The sequence below is a fragment of the Nonomuraea sp. CX421 genome, from assembly GCF_059358955.1.
Window position 1 is genome coordinate 102049 of sequence record NZ_JCADBK010000011.1, and the last position, 22049, is coordinate 124097.

Consider the following 22049-nt stretch of genomic DNA (forward strand, 5'->3'; position numbering starts at 1 on the left):
CCCATGAATCATTTACGCAACATGGTGCTATAGTCATTAGCACCATGTTGCTCACGCTCGATCTCAACGACGCGCGGCCCCTGCACCAGCAGGTGGCCAGCGCCATCCGTCACGCCATCGGCGAGGGGGCGTACACGCCGGGAGACCGGTTGCCGCCGGCCCGCGACCTGGCCGACGCGCTCGGCATCAACGCCAACACGGTGCTGCGCGCGCTGCGCGACCTGCGGGACGAGGGGCTGCTGGAGTTCAGGCGCGGACGCGGCGTCAGCGTCGCCGGCCGCGCCGACGGGCGCGCGCTGCTCGTGGAGCGGGCACGCGAGCTGCTGGACGAGGCCAGAAGATACGGCTACCGCCGCGAAGACCTCATCACCATCCTTGAGGAGTTGCCATGAACCCCCGATCCGCCGCCGCCCTCTGGGGGACGGTCGTCACCGCCGCGCTGGTCGCGGTTCCGTTGACTCTGCGCGACCGGCTGCCCGATCCGCTGGCCGTGCACTGGGGCCCGGCGGGAGCGCCCGACGGCGAGCTGTCGTTCGCGGACGGCCTGGCGGTGCAGGTGGCGATGTGGATCGTGATCTGGGGGTTCCTGCTCGTCGCCGCCGCGCGGGAGCGGACGCTCGCCCGCAGGATGGGCCGCGCCTACTGGTGGGGCACCCTCGTCGGAGGCGGGCTGTTCGTGCTCGGCATGGGCGGCACGACCCTGCTGGCCAACCTCGACGCGCCCGACTGGACCGCCGCCGTCCTGAAGCCGTGGCAGGTCATCACGGTGATCCTGGTGAGCGCCGCCGCCGGGCTGCTCGCCGGCCACCTCGGCAGGGGAGGCCCCGACCTGCGGGCGCCCGCCGGCGTCGAGCCGCCCCGGCTCGACCTCAGGCCGGGGCAGCGCGTGGTGTGGGTCAGCCGCCTCACCAATCCCTGGCTGCTCGCCGTGACCACCGTCGCGGCGGCCGGGCTGGTCGTCGTCGCGGTGCTCGACGTCGCGGGCGCCTCCGTCGGCCCCGTGCTTGCGCCGCTCGGCATCGTGCTGCTCGTCGGGCTGCTGACCACCTCCCTCACCTGCCGCGTCACCGCCGACGGCCTCCGGATCGGGTTCGGGCCGTTCGGCTGGCCGGCCCGCCGGATCCAGCTGTCCAAGATCGACAAAGCCTGGTCGGACACGCGGTATCCGAGTCAGGTCGGCGGCTGGGGCATCCGGGGCCTGCCGGGTGCCGCGACCATCATGCTGCGCGGTGGCGAGTGCCTGATCATCCGCTACCGCTCCGGTGGCGAGCTGGCCGTCAGCGTCGACGACGCCGCCCGCGGCGCCGCCCTCCTCAACGCCCTCGTCGCCGAGAAGGTGAGCCGGTGAGCAGGCACCCGCACCCGCGCTGCTCGCCTTGACGGGGTTTCTCCTGCTCAGGCGCTTTCCGGTACGCGTGCCGCAGCCGGCCGCCTGACCGGTCGTCGCCGTCAGCCCAGGACGGCGCACACGACGAGGGCGGCCGTGGTGGCGGTCTCGGCGAGCGCGCCGAGCACGTCGCCCGTGACGCCGCCCAGCCGCCGCCGGGCATGGGCGAGCAGCAGCAGCGCGGCCACCAGCCCGGCGAGCGTCGCCAGCGGCAGGACGACCACAGCCGGCAGGCCGGCCCCCGAGGTTCCCGAGGTCCCCGAGGCCGGTACGGCCAGGCCGAGCGCGGTGCCGGCGACCAGGGCCACGAGGGTGACGAGCCAGGCGGCGGCCGGACGTACGGTGCCCGCCACCAGGGCGCCCAGCCCGTCGGGGCGGGCGGCGGGGACCCCGGACCGGCAGGCCCAGGTGAGTGCCAGGCGGCCGGTCACGCAGGCGGTCACCAGGGCCCAGGGGCCGGCCGACGACAGGGTGGCGACCTGGACGAGCAACGTGAGCACCAGCGTCACCACGCCGAACGGCCCGATGTCGGACTTCCGCATGACGGCGAGCGCCTGGCCGGCGGGCCTGCCGCTGCCCAGGCCGTCGGCCAGGTCGGCCAGCCCGTCCAGGTGCAGCCCGCGCGTCAGCACGGCCAGCGTCCCGGCCGCCAGGGCGGCTCCCAGCAGTGGCGGCCCCGGCAGCAGCAGCGGCACGCTCGCCAGCAGGCCGAGGACCAGCCCGACGACCGGCGCCAGCAGCATGGCCGGGCCCGCCACTCCGCTGTCCACCCGCGTCACCCGGACCGGGAAGACGGTGAGTGTGCCGACCGCGAAGCGCAGCCCGTGCATCACAACAGCTCGTCCAGCATCCGGTAGTACTCCAGCCGCCGCGGGTCGGGCTCGGCGAGCCCGTACGCCGCCAGGAAGTCGGCCCCGGACCGCTCGTCCAGCTCGCGCAGCGCGAGGGCCAGGTCGACGTGCCGGTCGGCCACGCCGAGCGCGCCCAGGTCGATCAGCACCGGCTCGCCCGAGGGCGGCGCGAGCACGTTGGCCGGGGTGAAGTCGCCGTGCGTGACGACCAGGTCCTCCTCGGCGGGCCGCTCGGCCACGAGCCGCTCGTACACCTGCTCCGGCGTGAGTCCCGTCCGGGCCTCGTCGAAGTCGCGCGGATCGACCAGCCCGGCCGCCACCCGCTCGCGGGCCCGGCCCAGCTTGACGTCGAGCCGCTCGTCGAAAGGACACTCGCCGACCGGTACGCCGTGCAGGGCGCGCAGCGCCCGTCCCATGATCGTGCCCGCCTGGGGAGGCGGCGCCTTGCGCTCCAGACTGCGCCAGCCCACGTCCGACAACACCAGCGCGTCACCCTCGAACGCCACGACCTCCGGCACCGCCATCCACCGCCTGAGCCACACGAGCCGGTCACGCTCGCCGCGCGCGGCCGGGCCCTGCTTCACGTAGTAGACGCCCGTGGGGAACGTGACGCGCAGTGTCTCACCGCTCATGCCCTCGTGGTCGCCGGACCAGACGGCGTCGTCACCGAACAGGTCCAAGATCCGCCCAGGAAGCCGCATAACGGTCGATCCTAAGGGCCACTAGGGTGGCCGAATGCACGTGGTTGAACTCGAAGGCGTAGGTGTCCGGGTCGTCGGCAAGGCACTGCTGAGCGACGTCGACTGGCGGGTTGAGTACGGCGAGCACTGGGCGATCCTCGGCCCCAATGGCGCCGGCAAGACGACGCTGCTCTCGCTGGCCGCCGCCGTGCGGCACCCGACGGAGGGCACGGTGAGCGTCCTGGGCCACCGGCTCGGCCGGGTCGACGTGCGGTCGCTGCGCCGCCACATCGGCCTGGTGGCCTCCAGCCAGCGGCTCATCGACGAGGAGCTGCTGGAGGAGGAGGGCGCGACCGCGCACACCGTGGTGCTCACCGGGCACACCGGGACGAGCGCCCCGCTCTGGGACAGGTACGGCGACGCCGAGCACGAGCGCGCGCTGCGGCTGCTGGCCGACCTCGGCTGCAAGGACCTGGCCGACCGCCCCTTCCGGGTGTGCTCCCAGGGCGAGCGCGCCCGCATCCGGGTGGCCCGCTCGCTCATGCCGGATCCGGCGGTGCTGCTGCTCGACGAGCCGTTCGCCGGGCTCGACCTGCCCGCCCGCGAGGACCTCATCGCGGCGGTCGAGGACCTGGCGGAGACCAGGCCGGTGCTCACCACGATCACGGTGACCCACCACCTGGAGGAGGTGCCCTCGACCACGACCCACGCCATGCTCATGTGCGACGCCCGCGTCCTGGCGGCCGGGCCCGTGGCGGACGTCCTCACCCCGTCCAACCTGTCCGACTGCTTCAGCCGTCCGCTGCACGTGGACCGGCTCGACGGTCGCTGGTACGCCCGGGCCGTCCGCCCCTGAGCCGGGCGGCCAGGGGCGTACGCTCAGGCCGTCCCGCGCCGCCCATGCCCCAGGCGGGCCCCGGGGCGCTCCGCGGGCTCTCAGAGCGGCAGGAGGCGGCCGGCGACGACCAGGGCCACATCCTCCGACTCGGCGGCCAGCCGCTCGTTGAGACGGCCGAGCGCGTCCCTGAAGGTCCGCCCGCCGGCCGTGGCGGGCACCACGCCCATGCCCACCTCGTCGGACACCGCCACGATCGGCCGCGCCGCGTCCCGCCACGCCCGCACCAGCTCGTCGCACCGCCGCCAGACCGGCGCCCGGTCGCCCTCCCAGGCGCCGTGCTCGTCGAAAACCGCGGCCAGCCAGGTGCCGAGCCCGTCCACGAGCAGCGGCGTGGTGGCCTCGCGGACGGCCCGCGCCAGGTCGACGGTCTCCAGCGTCGCCCAGTGCCCGGGCCTGCGCTCCCGGTGGGCGCGCACCCGCGCGGCCCACTCCGCGTCGCCCTCGCCCTGCGGCCCGGTGGCCACATAGGTCACGTACGGCTCCGCCGCCAGGCGCAGCTCGGCCTCGGCCGACTTGCCCGACCGCGACCCGCCCAGCAGCAACGTCCTGCGCGGGGGCGCCATCAGGGGCGGCGGCCGGCCGGTGTCGATCGTGGTCCCGTCGGGTACGGCCCGCGCCCCCCACAGCGCCAGCCGCCGGGCCAGCTCCTCCTCCGACCTGACGCGATGGTCGACGCCCACGGCCACCACCTGGGTGCGCTCGCCCACCACCCCCGCCCGCCGCAGCAGCCCGAGCCGCTCCGGCCCGTCGAGCAGGTCGGCGAGCACGAGGTCGCACGCCGGCACGTCCAGCGGCGTCCGTCCCGCCGGCACGTACAGCAGCCGGGCGCCGTCCGGCCCGGTCAGGCCGTGCCCGCCGGCGAACGACCGATGGCCGCCCGGCAGGTCTCGGAACGGGAACCCGGCCACGCCGTCCACGACGGGCTCGAACGGCCGCCGGTGCGCCGACGGCGGGCGGGCGCACGAGGCGCACCGGCAGCCGGGCGCCGGCCAGCCCGCGGGGCCCGCCGTACCGGCGAGAAGTACCTTCACCGCGCCGATCGTACAAACCCCCTCGGAACGGCGGTCAGCGGGACAGGGGGGGCGACACGAAACGCGCGCGGCATCGATCGACTTCCAGGCTCGGGAGTAGGGTGCCAGTGCCGTCGGAGGGTGCGCCGGCGAACCCGCGGAAAAGGAGCGTATGCATGACATGGCGGTGGCGTTATGAAAACGCGCATGGTGGTGAGGTGACAGATCGGCCGTTGCCCCGAGAGGTTTTTCCGAGCCAGGCCGACGCGGAGTCCTGGATCGGCGAAAACTGGCGTGAGCTGCTCGAATTCGGTGTCGAGCAGGTCGCTCTCCTGGAAGAGGAACGCGTCGAATACACGGGATTGTCATTGCGTCCGGAGTGAACAGAGCACCTAGAAAAACCCCTTGAGTCGTGTCGTGACTCAAGGGGTTTTCGTTTGGCGGAGTTTACGGGCGCGATTCGGGGCTGACGGTCCTCGAGGGGTCCCGCTCCACGATCGGGCCGAGCGCGTCGTCGATCCGCCCGAGGACCTCGGCGTCGAGCTTGACGCCCGCGGCCTTCACGTTGTCGCGCACCTGCTCGGGCCGGGTGGCGCCGACGATGGCGCTGGACACGTTGGGGTTCTGCAGCACCCAGGCGACCGCCAGCTGGGCCATGCTCAGCCCGAGGTCGGCGGCGATCGGCTTGAGCTCCTGCACCCTGGTCAGCACGTCGTCCTTCATGAACCGGGAGATCATGGCGCTGCCGCCCGGGTCGGTCGCCCGCGAGCCCTCGGGCGGCTGCCGGCCGGGCAGGTACTTCCCGGTGAGGACGCCCTGGGCGATCGGCGACCAGACGATCTGGCCGACGCCCTCGCGCTCGCTCAGCGGCACGACCTCCGTCTCGATGACCCGCCACAGCATCGAGTACTGCGGCTGGTTGGACACGATCCGGTCGAAGCCCATCTCGTCGGCGATCTTCAGCGCCTCGGCGATCTGGCCGGCGGTCCACTCGCTGACCCCGACGTACAGCACCTTGCCCTGCCGTACGAGATCGTCGAAGGTCTTGAGGGTCTCTTCGAGCGGGGTCTCGAAGTCGAAACGGTGCGCCTGGTAGAGGTCGACGTAGTCGGTCTGCAGGCGGCGCAGCGAGGCGTTGATCGACTCGGTGATGTGCTTGCGGGACAGGCCACGGTCGTTGGGCCCGGCTCCGGTCGGCCAGTAGACCTTGGTGAATATCTCCAGCGACTCCCGGCGGACGTCCTTCAGCGCCCGGCCGAGCACCGCCTCGGCCTTGGTGCCGGCGTAGACGTCGGCGGTGTCGAACGTGGTGATGCCCTCGTCGAGGGCGGCCTGGACGCACTGCTTGGCGGCGTCCTCCTCCACCTGGGAGCCATGGGTGAGCCAGTTGCCGTAACTGATCTCGCTGACCTTGAGACCGCTACGACCGAGGTGACGGAATTCCATGTACCCGACCTTAAGCGGTCAGCTGATCCGTTTCGGGATAAGGTGCCTGACGTGGTGAAGCTCGTACGGCTGGCGCTGACCGGCGCGATCCTGGCCGCGATAGCGGTACGGCTGCGCCGCCGTGCCCGCCTGCCGGAGCACGGGCGGACCGAGCAGGAGCAGGGGGATGTCATCCCCGCCGGCCTGCCCCGCCGCCCGGTGCGGCGGACGAGGCGGACCTGGCCCGCGCTGTTCGGGGTGAGCGCGCTCGCCGTGGCGGTCCTCGTGTTCTCCACCCGGGTGGCGACGTCGGGCGAGCAGGTGTGGGGGAAAGCCCTCGAACCGACCTCCGAGCACGCTCCAGAGCCGGCCGCGGATCCCGTCGCTCCGGATCCGGTCGTCTCCACGCCATCGGCCATGTCATCGCCCATGTCATCGGCCACGCCGTCGGCCACCGCGCCATCCGCTACCGCGCCATCCGCCACCGCGCCGCCCGCCTCCACGTCATCGGCCTCCGCGCCCGATCCGGCGTGCGCTCCCGGACGCCGCCCGGTGGTGGTGCGCCCGGTCGATCCGAAGGTGAAGAGGGCCGTCGACCGGCAGTGGCGGCGCATCGAGCGCTGGCTGGAGACCCGGGCGCCGCGAACCCATGCCACGCTCGGCCGGCCGGGCCGGGCACGGACGATCGCGATCGCCGAAGCGCAGATGGGCCTGGACCTCCCCGACGACCTGCGCGCCTCGCTGCTGCGCCACAACGGCACCGGAGCGTTCGGCCTGGGCGCCACCGCGCCCTCGTCCAGCGTCCGGGACATCCGCGACCGCTGGCGCGAGCTGTGCCGTCGCGACTCCGCGGACCTGCGCCAGGGGCCGCTCGAGGACCGGTGGAACGGTGGGATGATCCCGTTCGCGTACCGCTCCGACAGGGGATACGGCCTGATCGACTCGCGGACGGGCGGCGTCGGCTGGGACGACCTGGTCACGGGCAGGACGTCTCCCGCGATGCCGTCCTATCACGCGCTCCTGCGCGCCACCGCCGACGCCCTGGAGCGGGGCGGCGAGGTCGCCGGATGGACGCCGCGGGTGACGCGCGGCGTCCTGCGCTGGACGCCGCCGAGGTGAGGCTCGGCGCTACTTCTTCGGCGGGACGGGCTTGCCGCCCGGCAGCACCGTGGGAGGCGGGAAGCGCAGCTTGCGGATCTGCAGGGCGCGCATCGCGGCGTAGAAGCCGACGCCCCGCAGGCTCTCGTCCGGGTATTTCTCGGCCACCAGCCGCTTCATCCGCCAGGCCACGTAGATCGAGGTGAACAGGACGCCGACCATCATGATCGGCCAGCCGATCGTGATCACGCTGCTGAGGATCAGCGGCCTGATGTCCGCGGGCCACGGAACCCACGTCGCCAGCAGGATGAGCATCGAGAACGGCAGGAAGTACTGGCTCGGCAGCCGGCGCGAGTCGACCCAGTCACGGGCGAACTTGCGCGCCGGGCCCTTGTCGCGCGCGGGGTAGTAGCGCTCGTCACCGGCGAGCATGCCCTTGCGGGCCCGTTCACGCTCGGCGGCCTGCTTGGCGCGTGACTGCCGGTAGGCCTCCTTGCGGTCCTTGGGGGCCGTGACCGGCTGGCGCCTTCGGCTCTCGGCGTCTCGGCGCTTGGGTGTGGGACGACCCTTACCCTGGGGCTTAGGATCGTCAATGGGGACGGGGGAGTCGTCCACGGAGGTTTGGGAACGGCGTCGCAACACGATGCCAACCCTACCTGGACTGCAACTTAGTGACGCCCTCGTGCGTTATGCGTAGGGTAATCCCAAGGCGGCTGCGCTGCACTGGGTGAACACCAGCACGACCTAAGAAGGGGACGGCCGACGCGCATGAGCGTGATGAAGAGACTTTCAATGATCTTCAAGTCCAAGGCCAACAAGGCCTTGGACAAGATGGAGGATCCACGCGAGACCCTCGACTATTCCTATCAGCGGCAGCTCGAGTTGCTGCAGAAGGTGCGTCGGGGCGTGGCGGACGTCGCCACCTCGCGTAAGCGGGTCGAGCTGCAGATCAACGGTCTTGAGCAGCAGGCGAAGCGCTATGAGGAGCAGGGCCGCAAGGCGCTGTCCGTGGGGCGTGAGGACCTGGCTCGTGAGGCGCTGCAGCGCCGGTCCAATCTGCAGACGCAGATGAGCGACCTGAAGATCCAGCATGACAATCTGCAGGCCGAGGAGGAGAAGCTGACCACGGCCTCCCAGCGGTTGCAGGCCAAGGTCGACTCCTTCCGCACCAAGAAGGAGACCATCAAGGCGACCTACACCGCGGCCGAGGCGCAGACGCGCATCAACGAGGCGTTCTCCGGCATCTCCGAGGAGATGGGCGACGTCGGTCTGGCCATCCAGCGTGCCGAGGACAAGACCGCGCAGATGCAGGCGCGGGCCGGCGCGATCGACGAGTTGCTCGCCAGCGGCGCGCTCGACGACTATAGCGGCACCCGTGGCGACGACATCCAGGCCGAGCTCGACCGCATGGGCGGCGGCATGGACGTCGAGCTGGAGCTGGCCAGGATGAAGTCCGAGCTCGGTCAGGGCCCCGCTCCGCAGGGCGCCATCGAGCAGGGCCAGCAGCAGCCTCAGCAGCAACAGCAGCCTCAGCAGCAGCAGCAACAGCAGCCGACGCAGCAGCTGCGCCAGCCGGGGGAGGGCGCATGATCGTCAGAATCATGGGCGAGGGGCAGGTGGAGATCTCGGCCGACGACATCGGCGTCCTCAACGAGCTCGACACCGAGCTGGAGACGGCGATCGAGACCGATGACGAAGCCGTCTTCCGCGAGAAGCTGCACGCGTTGCTCGACAAGGTGCGCCATGTCGGCAAGGCGCTGCCCGACGACAGTCTTGAGCCGTCAGAGCTGATCCTTCCCCCCGCGGACGCCTCGATCGAGGAGGTCCGGGAGATGCTGGGCGATCAGGGCCTGATTCCGGGCTAGACATGAGTTCCCGGTTCGCGTCCGACAGCGGCCTGACCCGCCGCATGCTCGTGACGATGTTCTTGCTCGGCCTGCTCTACGTGGTGTTCGTCGGCGTCCTGATCGCCCTGGGCGCTCAGGCGGTGACCGTGCTGCTGATCGCGGTGGTCGTGCTGCTGGTGCAGTACTTCCTGTCCGATCGCATCGCGTTGTTCGCGATGGGCGGGCGGGAGGTCTCGCCGCAGCAGGCTCCCGAGTTGCACGGCATGATCGACCGGCTCTGCGCCATGGCCGACATGCCCAAGCCGCGGGTGGCGATCGCGGACTCCGACGTCCCCAACGCGTTCGCCACCGGCCGCAACCAGAAGAAGTCCGTCGTCTGCGTGACGACCGGCATCCTGCGCCGCCTGGAGCCCCAGGAGCTCGAAGGGGTGCTGGCCCACGAGCTCTCGCACGTCGCCCACCGCGACGTGGCGGTCATGACGATCGCCTCGTTCCTCGGCATCCTCGCCGGCCTCATGACGAGGGTCGCCCTCTACTCGGGCCTCGGCTCCCGGCGCGGCAACGGCCAGGGCGGCCTGCCCATCGGCCTGATCATCATGCTGGTGTCGGTCGTGGTCTACGCCGTCAGCTTCCTGCTCACCCGTGCCCTGTCGCGCTACCGGGAGCTGGCCGCCGACCGGGCGGGCGCGTTGCTCACCCAGCGGCCGTCGGCCATGGCCAGCGCCCTGGTCAAGATCAGTGGCGACATGGCCCGCATCCCGACGCGTGACCTGCGTGAGGCCGAGCCGTTCAACGCCTTCTACTTCGCTCCCGCCCTCGCCCCGGGCGCGACCATGGCCGCACTGTTCTCCACCCACCCGCCGCTCGACCGCCGCCTGGACCAGCTCTCGAAGATCTCCGCCCAGCTCGGAAGGGGCTGACATGGGCTGGCTCGACGCCCTGTTCGGCCGGTCCAAGCCGGTCAAGCCCAACCTCGACGCGTTGTTCGCGCTCCCGTCCGCCGCCGTGACCCTGCAGGCCGCCACCGGCCTGGAGCCCACCGGGCTCGGCTCGGTCGCCTTCCGGGCCGCCGAGGGAGGAGCCTTCGCCACCCTCGAACGCGACGTGAAGGCGCTGCTCGGCGAGCGCGTCGAGGATATCGACGACGACTACGGCTACACCTGGCTGCAGGTGCGCCGCCCGCCTGACGCCCTCTCCGACCTGGTGACCGAGCTGCACGCGGTCAACTCCTCGCTGGAGGGCGCCGGGTTCGGCCCGTCGCTGCTCTGCTCGCTGGCGTCGTTCGCCGACCCCGAGGGGCGGCGGCTCGCGATCGTCTACCTCTACAAGCGGGGCACCTTCTATCCGTTCGCCCCGCTTCCCGGGCAGCGCCGCGACAACGCGCTCGAACTCCAGGTCAGGGGGGTGCTTTCCACCGAGCTTCCGCTTGAGGAGGATCTGGGGCGATGGTTCCCAGTATGGGGTGCCCCGGGGCTCTAAATACGCATAGTGATCTAATGATCGCGTGGAGCGAAGATTGGTGGGATTTGCGGCTTCTGCGTTCATTGTCGCCGCAGTGCTGTCCAGTGCGTGGGTGACCGGCCAGTTCACCAGCCCCGAAGTGGACCGGATCGCGGGCCACATCAGCGAGCTGGCGGCCCGTGACCAGCCGTGGACCCGCCTGTTCCGCTCAGCCGACGCGCTGACGGGGGTGGCCTGTCTGGCCGGGGTGGCGCTGGTGCCCCGCGCCCGGCGTGAGTGGCCCGGCTGGCTGGCGTTCGCCGTTCTCGGCGGCTTGCTGATCATGAGCGGGGTGTTCCCTCTCGACTGCGCGGTGCTGAGCGACCCGGCCTGCGAGCACAGCGCGCTGTCGTGGTCGCACCACATCCACGCCGTCGTCGGCGTGCTCGCCTCCGTCGCCGTCCTGGCCGTCATGGCGTTGTTCGGCCTGAGCTGGCGGACGTGGCCGGCCTGGCTCCTCACGGGCCTGTCCCTGGGCGTCACCGGGCTGGCGATCACCGCCACCGCGACCGGCTACCTGACCGGCCTGGCTCAGCGCGCCCAGGTCGCGCTGCTCGCCGTCTGGCTCGTGTACGTCGCCCTCCGCCTCCTCACCGCCGACCCGCCCTCGTCCGCCGACGGTCCCGCAGCCACGGATCGCGGTGCGAGGCCGCACGTGATCGAGCAGGGGAACGGTCCGGCCGTGCTGGTCTCCGCCGGCCTCGCGGGCGCCTGGTTCCACTGGGACCGGGTGGCCGCCGAACTGGCCCGGAGCCACCGGGTGATCCGCTTCGACCGTCCCGGCCTGGGGCTCAGCCCGGCCTCGCCCACCCCCCTCACCCTGTACGGCGAGGCGGCCCGGCTGGCCGCGCTGGCCCCGGCCCATCCCCAACAGGTCACCGTGGTCGCCCACTCGGTGGCCGCCTGGCACGCGGAGGCGTTCGCCCGGTTGCACCCGATGCGCGTCTCCAAGCTGGTGCTCGTCGCCCCCCGCCCCGCCGGCGACGGGCGGTGCGGTACGGTCCTGGGCCGGGCCTTCGGCCGCTGGCTGCCCGTCCTGGGCCGCACGTGGGGGGCCGCCGCCGTCGCGCGGCTGCTGGGCCCGGCCGTCCATCGGCTGCGCACCGGCCTCGACGACCGCGACCGCGTCCACGGCGATGGGCCGGTGCTGGCCGCGGCGGTGGGGGAGTGGCTGGCCTGCCGTGGCATGGCCGCCGACCTGCGCGCCGTCCGCGCCGATCACCCGATGCCCGATGTGCCGGTGACGGTGATCAGCGTGGGGCCGAAGGACCCGTACGGGGAACGGCTGGCCGGCGAGCTGGACGCCAAGCTCGTCCGATTGCCCGGCTCCGGACGCCACGTGGAGCTCGACGATCCCGGCGCGATCGTCGACGCGGTCTGAGGCCGCTGACGCACGGACCGGAAAGGGGAAGACACGTCCGGCCCCCTCCGGACAGACGGGATATGCGGTCGTGGAGGGCGGACGTAGGATGGCGCACCCACCACAATGGCGAAAAAGACGCCATATTGGGGGGTGGAATGCCGGACCTCGCCGCCCTGCGGCCGGGGGTTCACGTCTCGGTGGCTACACCAGGGGCACACGCTGACCGTCCTATGATCCCATGGGGGTGCACGTGAACACCGAACACGAGCAGATCGCCGTCGACGGCGAGGGCTCCGTCTCCGCCGCGCCCGACGTCATGCGGCTGAGCGCGGGAGTCGAGGTGCGCCGGTCCACGGCGGGAGAGGCGTTCGCCGCCGTCCGGGCCGCCGCGGCCCGCCTGTCCGAGGCGCTGCGCGCGGCCGGGATCGCCGCGGACGACCTGCGCACGAGCGAGCTGTCGCTGGGCCCCGAGTACGACGCCTACCCCAAGGTCTCGGCCTACCGGGCGGCGCAGGGCGTCGAGGCGGTGGTGCGTGACCTGTCGCGGGCCGACAGCGTGATCGACACCGTCGCGGGCGTGGGCGAGGCGGCCAGGCTGGGCGGGGTGGCGTTCGAGCTGTCCGATCCGGCCGAGACGCTCGGCCGGGCCAGGGTCCGCGCGTTCCGCGACGCCGCGGCCAAGGCGGCCCAGTACGCCGAGCTGGCGGGACGGCCGCTCGGCCGGGTGGTCTCGGTGACCGAGGAGATGCGGGGCGGACCACAGCCGATGGCCTACTCGACGATGGCCGCCGAGGCCCAGCCGTCGGTCAGCCCCGGACGCCAGACCCTGACGGTCGGCGTCCGGGTGGTCTACGCCTTCGGCGAATAGGCGGCGCCTACGGCAGGGCCAGCATGCGGTCCAGGGCGACCTTCGCCCAGTGCGTGGTGTCCTCGTCGACCGTGATCTGGTTGACCACCTCGCCGAGGGCCAGCGACTCCAGAGCCCACACCAGGTGCGGCAGGTCGATGCGGTTCATCGTGGAGCAGTAGCAGACCGTCCGGTCGAGAAACGAGACGTTCTTGTCGGGGAACATCCGGGCGAGCCGCTTGACCAGGTTGAGCTCGGTGCCGATGGCCCAGCTCGACCCCGACGGCGCGGCCTGGAGGGTGGCGATGATGTGCTCGGTGGAGCCGATGTGGTCGGCCTTCAGCACCACCTCGTGCCGGCACTCCGGGTGGACGAGCACGTTGACGCCCGGGATGCGCCGGCGTACGTCGTCGACCGACTCGGCCGTGAAGCGGCCGTGCACCGAACAGTGGCCCTTCCACAGGATCATCCGCGCGCGGTCGAGCTGCTCGCGCGTGAGACCGCCGCCGGGGCGGTGCGGGTTCCACACCACGCAGTCGTCGAGCGACAGGCCCATCTCCAGGACGGCGGTGTTGCGCCCAAGGTGCTGGTCGGGCAGGAACAGCACCTTGTCTCCCTGCTCGAAGGCCCACTCCAGGGCCCGGCGGGCGTTGGAGGAGGTGCACACCGCGCCGCCGTTGCGGCCGCAGAAGGCCTTGATGTCGGCGCTGGAGTTCATGTACGTGACCGGAATCACCTGATCGGCCAGGCCCGCGTCCTCCAGCGCCTCCCAGCACTCCTCGACCTGGTCGAACGTGGCCATGTCGGCCATCGAACAGCCGGCGGCCAGATCGGGCAGGATCACCTTCTGGGAGTCGCCGGTGAGGATGTCGGCGGACTCGGCCATGAAGTGCACGCCGCAGAAGACGATGAACTCGGCGTCCGGCCGGGCGGCGGCCTGCCGGGCCAGCTTGAAGGAGTCACCCGTCACGTCGGCGAACTGGATGACCTCGTCACGCTGGTAGTGGTGGCCCAGCACGAACAGCCGGTCGCCGAGCGCCTCCTTGGCCTTGCGCACCCGTTCCACCAGCCCGGGGTCGGAGGCGGGCGGCAGCTCGCCCGGGCAGTCCACGCCTTTCTCGGAGTGCGGATCGGCGTCCTGGCCGAGAACGAAGAGCGGCAGTCCAGTCTGGGTGGCCATGGCCGTACCCCCTTATCGTCGAAGTGACGATTCCATCATGGCACATGGTCGCGGGCGGTTTATTTCGGGTCACTGGGCCGGGGAATGTTAGACGACCGGCTGGTGTTGGTAGCGTCTAAGTAGGACGTCGGAAACAGACAGCCGGGTTAGGGAGTCAGCAGATGGCGGTTGAGAGCAGCGAGACCACGACGCAGGGCCTGATCCTGACCGACGCGGCCGCCGCGAAGGTCAAGAGCCTGCTCGAGCAGCAGGGCGAGGAGAGCCTGCAGCTGCGCGTGGCCGTGCAGCCCGGCGGCTGCTCCGGCCTGCGCTACCAGCTCTTCTTCGACGACCGTTCGATGGACGGCGACGTGGTGTCCGACTTCGGCGGCGTGAGCGTGGTCACCGACAGGATGAGCGCCCCCTACCTGATGGGCGCGTCCATCGACTTCGTCGACACGATCGAGAAGCAGGGGTTCACCATCGACAACCCCAACGCCACGGGGTCCTGTGCCTGTGGCGACTCCTTCAACTAGACCACGTCGTGGCGGGTCCCGTTCGCCTTTGTGCGGGCGGGACCTTCCCGTATCCTCGTGAGGCTCAATTGGCCTGCTGACAACGAGGAAGAAGAATCCCGTGCGCATCGCCGTCACCGGCTCCATCGCCACCGACCAACTGATGACCTTCCCGGGGAGTTTCGGCGATCAGCTCATCGCCGAGCAACTCGACCGGGTGTCCCTGTCGTTCCTGGTCGACGACCTGCAGATCCGCCGCGGTGGTTGCGCGGCGAACATCTCCTTCGGCATGGGATGCCTGGGCCTGACCCCGATCCTGGTGGGGGCGGTCGGCGACGACTTCGCCGACTACCGCTCGTGGCTGGAGCGCCATGGTGTCGACTGCGTCTCGGTGCACGTCTCCGACACCCACCACACGGCGCGCTTCCTGTGCACCACCGACGACCACCACAACCAGATCGCCTCGTTCTACACCGGGGCGATGGCCGAGGCGCGGCTGATCGAGCTCGGGCCGGTCGCCGACCGCGTGGGCGGGCTCGACCTGGTGCTGATCAGCCCCAACGACCCCGACGCGATGCTGCGCCACACCGACGAGTGCCGTCAGCGCGGCATCCCGTTCGCCGCCGACCCCTCGCAGCAGCTGGCGCGCATGGCCGACGAGCAGATCCGCGACCTCGTCGACGGCGCTGCCTACCTGTTCTCCAACGACTACGAGAAGGGTCTCATCGAGCAGAAGACCGGCTGGTCCGACGGAGAGATCCTGTCCCGCGTCGGTGTCCGCGTCACCACGCTCGGTCCCAAGGGGGCGGTCATCGAACGCCAGGGTGAGCCGGCTCTGCACGTGGCCCCCGCGCCCGAGCGGGGCAAGGCCGACCCGACCGGCGTCGGCGACGCGTTCCGCGCCGGTTTCCTGGCCGGCCTGGCGTGGGGCCTGCCTCTCGAACGGTGCGGCCAGGTTGGCAACCTGACGGCCACCCACGTGCTGGAGCGCGTCGGCGGCCAGGAGTACGAACTCGGGCAGAAGGTCTTCCTTGAGCGCTTCGGCGCGGCCTACGGGGCCGACGCCGCCGCCGAGGTGGCCGCGGTCGTCCGCTGCCACCACGCCTGAACGCGCGTCTCCCCGCCGCGCCCGGCGCGGCGGGGAGATCGATCGCTCAGGAGCTCGCGTAGACGCGGTGCACGAACTCCGCGAGCTGGTCGTCCGGCAGGTGCCTGGCCAGGTCGGCCTCACTGATCATGCCGACGATGCGGTCGTTCTCCATCACGGGCAGCCTTTTGATCCGGTGCTCCTCCATGAGGGTGAGCGCCTCCTCGGCCGTGGCGTCGGGTGACACCGAGACCAGCCCGGCGGCCAGCTCGCTGGCGCGCACGTTGGCCGGATCGTGCCCCTCGGCCACGCACTTGACCACGATGTCGCGGTCGGTGATGATCCCTGTCACGCGGCCGTCGGAGTCGCAGACGGGCAGCGCCCCGACGTTGCCGTCGCGCATCAGCTGCGCCGCCCGGTCCAGCGTCTCGTGCGCGGGCAGGCACTCAGCGCCCGGATGCATCAGGTCACGGGCGGTCTCGTGTGAATGTCCCGTGTTCATCTGGTTTCCCCCTGGAAGTCGGTGATGTCCCCAGGGGAGGTCGTACCCAGATCGGACGGCCTGCCACGAACTCGGACGGCATTCCGGGGCCGCCGAGTCTCAGTAGTTGCGCCGTACGTGGATGGCCCAGCCGCCGCCGGGCAGCTCGTAGGAGCCCACGTGACGGTGGGACTTCAGGCGGCACCAGGCTGGGACGTCGGTGTAGGCCGCCGGGTCGTCGGCCAGCACCGAGACCACAGCGTTGAGCGGCACATGGTTGATCTGCTCCGCGAGCATGATGATCGGGATCGGGCACTTCTTCCCGAGCGCGTCGATCGTCAACGCCGGCTGAGTAACCTCTGTCATTCGACTCCTGCGTCCTGACGGATCCGCCGCACCAGGCCGGGCAGCACGGCGAGAAACCTGTCGACCTCCGCCGCGGACGCGCCCCTGGGCAGTGAGACCCGGACATTACCGTGGGTGAGCACGCCCATCGCTTCCAGAACGTGCGATGGACGAAGCGTACTAGCGGTGCACGAGCTTCCGGACGATACGGCGAACCCTGCCTTGTCCAGCTCGGTCAGCAGCGCCTCGCCGTCGACGTACAGGCAGGAGAACGTCACGATGTGCGGCGCCCGGTCCACGGGCTCACCGATCACCTCCACATCGGGGACGATCTTGGGTACGGTCTCCCGGATCCGGTCGACGAGCGCCGACAGGCGCGAGCACTCCTGCGCCGCCTCCGCCGTCATCGCCCGCAGGGCCGCCGCGGCCGCGACGATCCCCGGAACGTTCTCGAACCCGGGCACGCGGCGGCGCTCGCGTTCGTCCTCCGGCAGGAACGAGCGGAACCTGGTGCCCTTGCGCACCGCCAGCACGCCCACCCCGGCGGGACCGCCCCACTTGTGGGCGCTGGCCGTCAGCACCGACCAGCCGGGCGGAATCGGCATCCGGCCCGCCGTCTGCGCCGCGTCCACCAGGAGCGGCACCCCGTGCCGCCGGCAGATCTCGGCCGCCTCGGTGACCGGCTGCAGCGTGCCGACCTCGTGGTTGGCCGTCTGCAGGCACGCCAGCGCGGTGTCGTGCCCGGCCACGGCCGCGGCGAAGGCTTCGAGGTCGACCCGTCCGGTCAGGCCCACCCCCACGGTCTCGGCCGTGCCGCCGTCGCGCTCGTGCACCCCGGCGGCGTGCAGCACGCTGGAGTGCTCGACCGCGCTCGTGACCAGATGGCGCCCGGCCCTCCGCCTGCCGTGTAGGGTGCCGAGGACGCCGAGATGCACGGCCTGGGTGCCGGACGAGGTGAACGAAACCTCGTCCGGGCGCGCGCCGAGCGCCTCGGCCACCTCCGTGCGGGCCTGCTCCAGGAGCAGGTGAGCACGGCGGGCCTGGTTGTACAGCCTCGCGGGGTCGGCCCAGCCGACGTCGATCGCCGCCAGGAGCGCCTCGCGCGCCTGGGGGTGAAGCGGCTCGGTCGAGGCCGCGTCGAAGTACGCCACGTGACCTATGGTCCCACTCCCGGCGCGCCATCGAGGGGGCGCGCGGAGGGGCGGGGCCCTTGCGCGCTAATGTGTCAGCAATCAGCTGTGCATTTGGAAATACGAGCGCCCAAGAGTGACTCTTGGGCTTCACTTGTGGGGTAGGCGATCCGTGAGTCCGACTCGCCGTTCGACACGGCGTTCGTTGGCCCGGCGCGGAGTGCCGCGCGCCGCCGCTTTGGCGTTGCTGCTGGCCTCCGTTACGGCGTGTGCTAATGACATTCCCGAGGCCGACTGGTCTCGTGGCCTCCTTCCGGACCCCATCACCACCCAGGGTGACTTGGTCCAGAGTCTGTGGAACGGTGCCTGGATCGCCGCACTCGCCACAGGTGGCGTGGTCATCGGGCTGATCGTGTGGGCGTGCATCTTCCACACCAAGCGACGGGCGAAGGCCGAGCTTCCGCCGCAGGTTCGTTACAACCTGCCGATCGAGATGCTCTACACCCTGGTCCCGCTGGTCATGGTGTCGGTGTTCTTCTTCTTCACCGCGCGCGACAGCCGCGACCTGGAGTTCGTCTCCGGCAGTCCGGACGTCAAGGTCAAGGTCGAGGCGTTCCAGTGGAGCTGGCGCTTCACGACGACGGTCGGCGGCAAGACGCTGCAGCCCGTCGTCGGCCAGCCGGTCAGCGACTACACGGCCGGCCCCCAGTTGGTCCTGCCGGTGGGCAAGAGGATCGAGTTCGAGCTCGAGTCCCCCGACGTCATCCACTCCTTCTGGGTGCCGGAGTTCCTGTTCAAGCGGGACGTCATCCCCGGCGTTCCCGAGAACAACAAGGGCCGAGTGTTCGAGATCACCACGCTCGACAAGCCCGGCGTCTACGCCGGTCGGTGCGCCGAGCTGTGCGGTGTCGACCACAGCCGCATGTTGTTCAACGTGAAGCTCGTCAAGCAGGCTGAGTTCGACCAGTACATCGCGACCCAGGCTGGAAGTGCCCAGTGACCGCCATCCAAGAACCACTCGCGACGACGGCCAGGCCCACTCCCAAGGGCCGGGTGATCGCCAAGTGGCTGTCCTCCACCGATCACAAGATCATCGGACACCTCTACCTGATCACGTCCTTCGCGTTCTTCCTGATCGGCGGCATCATGGCGCTGGTCATGCGTGCCGAGCTGGCCCAGCCGGGGCTGCAGTTCACCAGCAACGAGCAGTTCAACCAGCTGTTCACCATGCATGGCACGATCATGCTGCTGATGTTCGCGACCCCGCTGTTCGCCGGTTTCGCCAACGAGCTGATGCCGCTGCAGATCGGCGCGCCCGACGTGGCGTTCCCCCGGCTCAACATGGTGAGCTACTGGCTCTACCTGTTCGGCAGCATCATCGCCGTCTCGGGCTTCTTCACCCCCAACGGCGCCGCCTCCTTCGGCTGGTTCGCCTACGCCCCGCTGTCCGACTCGGTCTACTCGCCGGGCCTGGGCGGTGACCTGTGGATCATGGGTCTGGCGCTGTCCGGTCTCGGCACGATCCTCGGGTCGGTCAACTTCATCACCACGATCATCTGCATGCGGGCGCCCGGCATGACGATGTTCCGGATGCCGATCTTCACCTGGAACATCCTGCTGACCAGCATGCTGGTGCTGATGGCCTTCCCGGTGCTGGCCGCCGCGCTGCTGGCGCTGGAGGCCGACCGTAAGTTCGGCACCCATATCTTCGCCATCGACAACGGCGGGCCGCTGCTCTGGCAGCACCTGTTCTGGTTCTTCGGCCATCCCGAGGTCTACATCATCGCGCTGCCGTTCTTCGGCATCATCACCGAGATCCTGCCGGTCTTCAGCCGCAAGCCGATCTTCGGCTACATCAGCCTGGTCGCCGCGACCATCGCCATCGCGGGCCTGTCCATCACGGTCTGGGCGCACCACATGTACCCGACCGGGCAGGTGCTGCTGCCGTTCTTCTCGTTCATGACGTTCCTCATCGCGGTGCCGACGGGCGTGAAGTTCTTCAACTGGATCGGCACCATGTGGCGGGGCCATCTCAGCTTCGAGTCACCGATGCTGTTCTCCATCGGCTTCCTGGTGACGTTCCTGCTCGGTGGCCTGACCGGGGTGATCCTGGCCTCGCCGCCGCTCGACTTCCACATCAGCGACACCTACTTCGTCGTCGCCCACTTCCACTACGTGGTCTTCGGCACCGTGGTGTTCGCGATGTTCGCCGGGTTCTTCTTCTGGTGGCCCAAGTTCACCGGCAAGATGCTCGACGACCGGCTCGGCAAGGTCCAGTTCTGGCTGCTGTTCGTCGGCTTCCACGCGACGTTCCTCGTCCAGCACTGGCTCGGCGTCCTCGGCTTCCCCCGCCGCTACGCCGACTACAGCGCGATCGACGGGTTCGCCGACCTCAACATGATCTCGTCGGTGGGCGCGTTCGTGCTGGGAGCCTCGACGCTGCCGTTCTTCTACAACGTCTGGAAGACCTGGCGCACCGCGCCCAAGGTCACCGTCGACGACCCCTGGGGCTTCGGCGGCTCGCTCGAATGGGCGACCTCCTGCCCGCCGCCGCGGCACAACTTCACCTCGCTGCCGCGCATCCGGTCTGAGCGTCCCGCCTTCGACCTGCACTACCCGCATGTAACCGCGAAGTCCGCCCAGGAGGTGGAGGCCTGATGAGAGTTCAGGGTTGGCTGTTCCTGTTGTGCGGTCTATTCTTCGCCGGAGTCGACATCGCCTACTGGTTCTGGACCAAGGCCGCCACCGGAGTCGGTGAGCCGGTCGGCACCACGGCCATGGCCATCTCGGTCGGCTTCGCGTTCATGATCGGCTACTACCTCATGTTCACGGCCAGGCGCATCGGCAACCAGCCCGAGGACGACAAGCAGGCCGAGATCAGCGACGGCGCCGGCGAGATCGGCTTCTTCAGCCCCAGCAGCTGGTGGCCGCTGTTCCTCTGTCTGGCGGCGGCCTTCGCCTTCGCCGGGTTCGTGATCGGCTTCTGGATGTTCCTGATCGGCCTGTTCGCGATCATCATGGCCATGATCGGGTTCGTGTTCCAGTACTACCGGGGCAACTTCTCGCACTGAGCCGGACCAACGAAGCGGGTGTCCTCCTTTGTGGAGGTCATCCGCTTTTTGGCGATCTTTACCAGAACGCGGATGTGGCGAATCGATCACGCGGGGTAATAGTGGAGGTAGAACGGATGTAACGGGACGGGGGAGTGACTCGTGGGACGTCTTGTACATGGATCTGCCGGTCTGCTTGCCCTGTCGCTACTCACAGCCTGCACCTCGAGCATCAGCGCGGCCGACGAGGCCCGCAGATCCATGGCACCGGACGCCTCGGCGACGGTCCTCCCCGCCGACAGGTCCAAGGACGTGCCCACGGACCAGGCGGTGGTCGTGACGGCCCACAGCGGCACGCTCAAGAACGTGCGGGTCACCGGCACCGGCAAGGAAGGGGGCCTGCCGGGTGTCATGAGCGCCGACGGGACCCGCTGGCGGAGCACCCGCACCGCCAGGCCGGGAGTCACTTACACGGTCACCAGCGTCGCCGTCAACGCCGACGGCAAGGAGAAGCAGTCCGCGACCACGTTCTCCACCGTCAAGGCGACCAAGCTCTTCGACATCGCGCAGATCACCCCCAACAAGGACGACACCGGCCTGACGGTCGGGGTCGGCATGCCCATCATGATCGCCTTTGACCAGCCCATCACCGACCGGGTGTCGATCGAGCGCAACCTCGTCGTGTACAGCTCCCAGCCGGTCAAGGGCGCCTGGCACTGGTTCGACGACAAGCACGTGGACTTCCGGCCCGCCGAATACTGGCCCGCCCACACCAAGGTCCGCGTCGAGGCCAGCCTGGCCGGCGTGCGCGGCGGCACCGGCCTGTACGGCAAGCGCGACGTCAAGGTCGACTTCAAGATCGGCCGCTCGCAGATCACCAAGGGCAGCGTCAACGACCACGTCCTGGTCGTGAAGCGCGACGGCAGGGTGATCCGCCGGATGCCGATGAGCGCGGGCCAGGGCGGCGCCTGGAAGTACCACACGACCTCCGGCGTCCACCTGGCCATGTCACGCGAGCCCGTGACCGTCATGACCTCACCCGGCATCGGCCCGGGCTCAGCCGGCTACTACCAGCTGACGGTCTACAACACGGTCCGCATCTCCAACAGCGGCGAGTACGTGCACAGCGCGCCCTGGTCGGTGGGGTCGCAGGGCAACTCGAACGTCAGCCACGGGTGCGTCAACGTCAGCCCGGAGAACGCGGCGTGGTTCATCAAGAACACCCTGATCGGCGACCCGATCATCATCACCGGCTCGCCCAGGCCGCTGGAGCCCACCAACGGATGGGGCCACTGGCAGGAGGACTGGAAGCAGTGGCTGCAGTGGAGCTCCATCAAGGACGGCCCCACCATGACCTTCTGAGCCGCTCAGGCGGC

26 protein-coding genes are annotated in these 22049 nt (G+C 70.3%); 17 read left to right on the forward strand and 9 right to left on the reverse strand.

Annotated elements, in window-relative coordinates; translation table 11 throughout:
* Positions 1-44 precede the first annotated feature (44 nt).
* Both AC5L3X_RS21095 and AC5L3X_RS21100 read left to right on the forward strand, forming a co-directional pair.
* On the forward strand, positions 45-392 hold the full coding sequence (locus AC5L3X_RS21095; RefSeq protein ID WP_189125951.1) for a GntR family transcriptional regulator: 348 nt from the start codon (positions 45-47) through the stop codon (positions 390-392).
* Positions 389-1348 (forward strand): hypothetical protein, encoded by a 960-nt coding sequence (locus AC5L3X_RS21100; RefSeq protein ID WP_494859001.1) that lies wholly within the window; start codon positions 389-391, stop codon positions 1346-1348. The genes AC5L3X_RS21095 and AC5L3X_RS21100 overlap by 4 nt, the downstream gene beginning before the upstream one ends.
* 101 nt (positions 1349-1449) lie before the next feature.
* Here the strand turns inward: AC5L3X_RS21100 and AC5L3X_RS21105 are convergent, their stop codons facing one another.
* Together AC5L3X_RS21105 and AC5L3X_RS21110 are read right to left on the reverse strand one after the other, a co-directional pair.
* Positions 1450-2217, reverse strand: a complete 768-nt coding sequence (locus AC5L3X_RS21105) for an adenosylcobinamide-GDP ribazoletransferase (protein ID WP_494859161.1) — start codon at positions 2215-2217, stop codon at positions 1450-1452.
* Positions 2217-2939 carry an aminoglycoside 3'-phosphotransferase gene (locus tag AC5L3X_RS21110; protein ID WP_494859003.1) on the reverse strand — a complete coding sequence of 241 codons (723 nt, stop codon included), beginning with the start codon at positions 2937-2939 and terminating at the stop codon, positions 2217-2219. Before AC5L3X_RS21110 ends, AC5L3X_RS21105 begins: the two co-directional genes overlap by 1 nt.
* Positions 2940-2973: 34 nt before the next feature.
* Between AC5L3X_RS21110 and AC5L3X_RS21115 the strand changes: the two genes are divergently transcribed.
* Positions 2974-3774, forward strand: coding sequence for an ABC transporter ATP-binding protein (locus AC5L3X_RS21115; RefSeq protein ID WP_494859005.1), 801 nt, complete (start codon positions 2974-2976; stop codon positions 3772-3774).
* A gap of 80 nt (positions 3775-3854) precedes the next feature.
* On the opposite strand, the gene AC5L3X_RS21120 is transcribed toward AC5L3X_RS21115, so the two are convergent.
* The gene (locus AC5L3X_RS21120) at positions 3855-4847 is read right to left on the reverse strand and encodes a bifunctional adenosylcobinamide kinase/adenosylcobinamide-phosphate guanylyltransferase (protein WP_494859007.1); all 993 of its coding nucleotides are present in this window, start codon (positions 4845-4847) and stop codon (positions 3855-3857) included.
* Positions 4848-5002: 155 nt separating this feature from the next.
* Here AC5L3X_RS21120 and AC5L3X_RS21125 point away from each other — a divergent pair, with 155 nt between their 5' ends.
* On the forward strand, positions 5003-5209 hold the full coding sequence (locus tag AC5L3X_RS21125; protein WP_189125944.1) for a hypothetical protein: 207 nt from the start codon (positions 5003-5005) through the stop codon (positions 5207-5209).
* Positions 5210-5273: 64 nt separating this feature from the next.
* Here the strand turns inward: AC5L3X_RS21125 and AC5L3X_RS21130 are convergent, their stop codons facing one another.
* Positions 5274-6272: an aldo/keto reductase family protein gene (locus AC5L3X_RS21130; protein WP_494859009.1), complete on the reverse strand. Its 999-nt coding sequence runs from the start codon at positions 6270-6272 to the stop codon at positions 5274-5276.
* A gap of 51 nt (positions 6273-6323) precedes the next feature.
* Here AC5L3X_RS21130 and AC5L3X_RS21135 point away from each other — a divergent pair, with 51 nt between their 5' ends.
* On the forward strand, positions 6324-7370 hold the full coding sequence (locus tag AC5L3X_RS21135) for an SMI1/KNR4 family protein (RefSeq protein ID WP_494859011.1): 1047 nt from the start codon (positions 6324-6326) through the stop codon (positions 7368-7370).
* Between the two features lie 9 nt (positions 7371-7379).
* Here the strand turns inward: AC5L3X_RS21135 and AC5L3X_RS21140 are convergent, their stop codons facing one another.
* Positions 7380-7991 (reverse strand): DUF3043 domain-containing protein, encoded by a 612-nt coding sequence (locus AC5L3X_RS21140; RefSeq protein WP_225263567.1) that lies wholly within the window; start codon positions 7989-7991, stop codon positions 7380-7382.
* A 126-nt stretch (positions 7992-8117) separates the two neighbouring features.
* On the opposite strand from AC5L3X_RS21140, the gene AC5L3X_RS21145 reads away from it, so the two are divergent.
* The 6 genes from AC5L3X_RS21145 to AC5L3X_RS21170 all read left to right on the forward strand — a co-directional run bounded on the left by AC5L3X_RS21145 (position 8118) and on the right by AC5L3X_RS21170 (position 12927).
* Entirely contained in the window at positions 8118-8939 is an 822-nt protein-coding gene (locus AC5L3X_RS21145; protein ID WP_225263569.1) for a PspA/IM30 family protein, read from the forward strand.
* Positions 8936-9214: a PspA-associated protein PspAA gene (gene pspAA, locus AC5L3X_RS21150; RefSeq protein ID WP_189125940.1), complete on the forward strand. Its 279-nt coding sequence runs from the start codon at positions 8936-8938 to the stop codon at positions 9212-9214. The genes AC5L3X_RS21145 and pspAA overlap by 4 nt, the downstream gene beginning before the upstream one ends.
* A gap of 2 nt (positions 9215-9216) precedes the next feature.
* Positions 9217-10116, forward strand: coding sequence for a zinc metalloprotease HtpX (gene htpX / locus AC5L3X_RS21155; RefSeq protein ID WP_189125939.1), 900 nt, complete (start codon positions 9217-9219; stop codon positions 10114-10116).
* 1 nt (position 10117) lies between these two features.
* Entirely contained in the window at positions 10118-10675 is a 558-nt protein-coding gene (pspAB, locus tag AC5L3X_RS21160) for a PspA-associated protein PspAB (protein WP_189125938.1), read from the forward strand.
* A 76-nt stretch (positions 10676-10751) separates the two neighbouring features.
* Positions 10752-12077, forward strand: a complete 1326-nt coding sequence (locus AC5L3X_RS21165; protein WP_494859014.1) for an alpha/beta fold hydrolase — start codon at positions 10752-10754, stop codon at positions 12075-12077.
* 232 nt (positions 12078-12309) lie between these two features.
* On the forward strand, positions 12310-12927 hold the full coding sequence (locus AC5L3X_RS21170) for an SIMPL domain-containing protein (protein ID WP_494859016.1): 618 nt from the start codon (positions 12310-12312) through the stop codon (positions 12925-12927).
* A gap of 7 nt (positions 12928-12934) precedes the next feature.
* On the opposite strand, the gene nadA is transcribed toward AC5L3X_RS21170, so the two are convergent.
* Positions 12935-14086 carry a quinolinate synthase NadA gene (gene nadA, locus AC5L3X_RS21175; protein ID WP_494859018.1) on the reverse strand — a complete coding sequence of 384 codons (1152 nt, stop codon included), beginning with the start codon at positions 14084-14086 and terminating at the stop codon, positions 12935-12937.
* Positions 14087-14247: 161 nt separating this feature from the next.
* On the opposite strand from nadA, the gene erpA reads away from it, so the two are divergent.
* Both erpA and AC5L3X_RS21185 read left to right on the forward strand, forming a co-directional pair.
* On the forward strand, positions 14248-14601 hold the full coding sequence (erpA, locus tag AC5L3X_RS21180) for an iron-sulfur cluster insertion protein ErpA (RefSeq protein ID WP_189125935.1): 354 nt from the start codon (positions 14248-14250) through the stop codon (positions 14599-14601).
* A gap of 100 nt (positions 14602-14701) precedes the next feature.
* Positions 14702-15688: a carbohydrate kinase family protein gene (locus AC5L3X_RS21185; protein ID WP_189125934.1), complete on the forward strand. Its 987-nt coding sequence runs from the start codon at positions 14702-14704 to the stop codon at positions 15686-15688.
* A 46-nt stretch (positions 15689-15734) separates the two neighbouring features.
* Here AC5L3X_RS21185 and AC5L3X_RS21190 read toward each other — a convergent pair whose 3' ends face one another.
* The 3 genes from AC5L3X_RS21190 to AC5L3X_RS21200 all read right to left on the reverse strand — a co-directional run bounded on the left by AC5L3X_RS21190 (position 15735) and on the right by AC5L3X_RS21200 (position 17644).
* The gene (locus AC5L3X_RS21190) at positions 15735-16169 is read right to left on the reverse strand and encodes a CBS domain-containing protein (RefSeq protein WP_494859020.1); all 435 of its coding nucleotides are present in this window, start codon (positions 16167-16169) and stop codon (positions 15735-15737) included.
* 99 nt (positions 16170-16268) lie between these two features.
* The gene (locus tag AC5L3X_RS21195) at positions 16269-16514 is read right to left on the reverse strand and encodes a sulfurtransferase TusA family protein (protein WP_189125932.1); all 246 of its coding nucleotides are present in this window, start codon (positions 16512-16514) and stop codon (positions 16269-16271) included.
* The gene (locus AC5L3X_RS21200) at positions 16511-17644 is read right to left on the reverse strand and encodes a cysteine desulfurase family protein (RefSeq protein WP_494859022.1); all 1134 of its coding nucleotides are present in this window, start codon (positions 17642-17644) and stop codon (positions 16511-16513) included. Before AC5L3X_RS21200 ends, AC5L3X_RS21195 begins: the two co-directional genes overlap by 4 nt.
* A 199-nt stretch (positions 17645-17843) precedes the next feature.
* Here AC5L3X_RS21200 and ctaC point away from each other — a divergent pair, with 199 nt between their 5' ends.
* The 4 genes from ctaC to AC5L3X_RS21220 all read left to right on the forward strand — a co-directional run bounded on the left by ctaC (position 17844) and on the right by AC5L3X_RS21220 (position 22035).
* Positions 17844-18623 carry an aa3-type cytochrome oxidase subunit II gene (gene ctaC, locus AC5L3X_RS21205; protein WP_494859163.1) on the forward strand — a complete coding sequence of 260 codons (780 nt, stop codon included), beginning with the start codon at positions 17844-17846 and terminating at the stop codon, positions 18621-18623.
* Positions 18620-20281 (forward strand): aa3-type cytochrome oxidase subunit I, encoded by a 1662-nt coding sequence (gene ctaD, locus AC5L3X_RS21210; protein ID WP_494859024.1) that lies wholly within the window; start codon positions 18620-18622, stop codon positions 20279-20281. Before ctaC ends, ctaD begins: the two co-directional genes overlap by 4 nt.
* A complete protein-coding gene (locus tag AC5L3X_RS21215; protein ID WP_494859026.1) occupies positions 20281-20694 on the forward strand; it encodes a cytochrome c oxidase subunit 4 in 414 nt (137 codons plus the stop codon). Before ctaD ends, AC5L3X_RS21215 begins: the two co-directional genes overlap by 1 nt.
* A 240-nt stretch (positions 20695-20934) precedes the next feature.
* Complete coding sequence (locus AC5L3X_RS21220; protein WP_494859028.1) at positions 20935-22035, forward strand: L,D-transpeptidase; 1101 nt, start codon at positions 20935-20937, stop codon at positions 22033-22035.
* Positions 22036-22049: the final 14 nt, after the last annotated feature.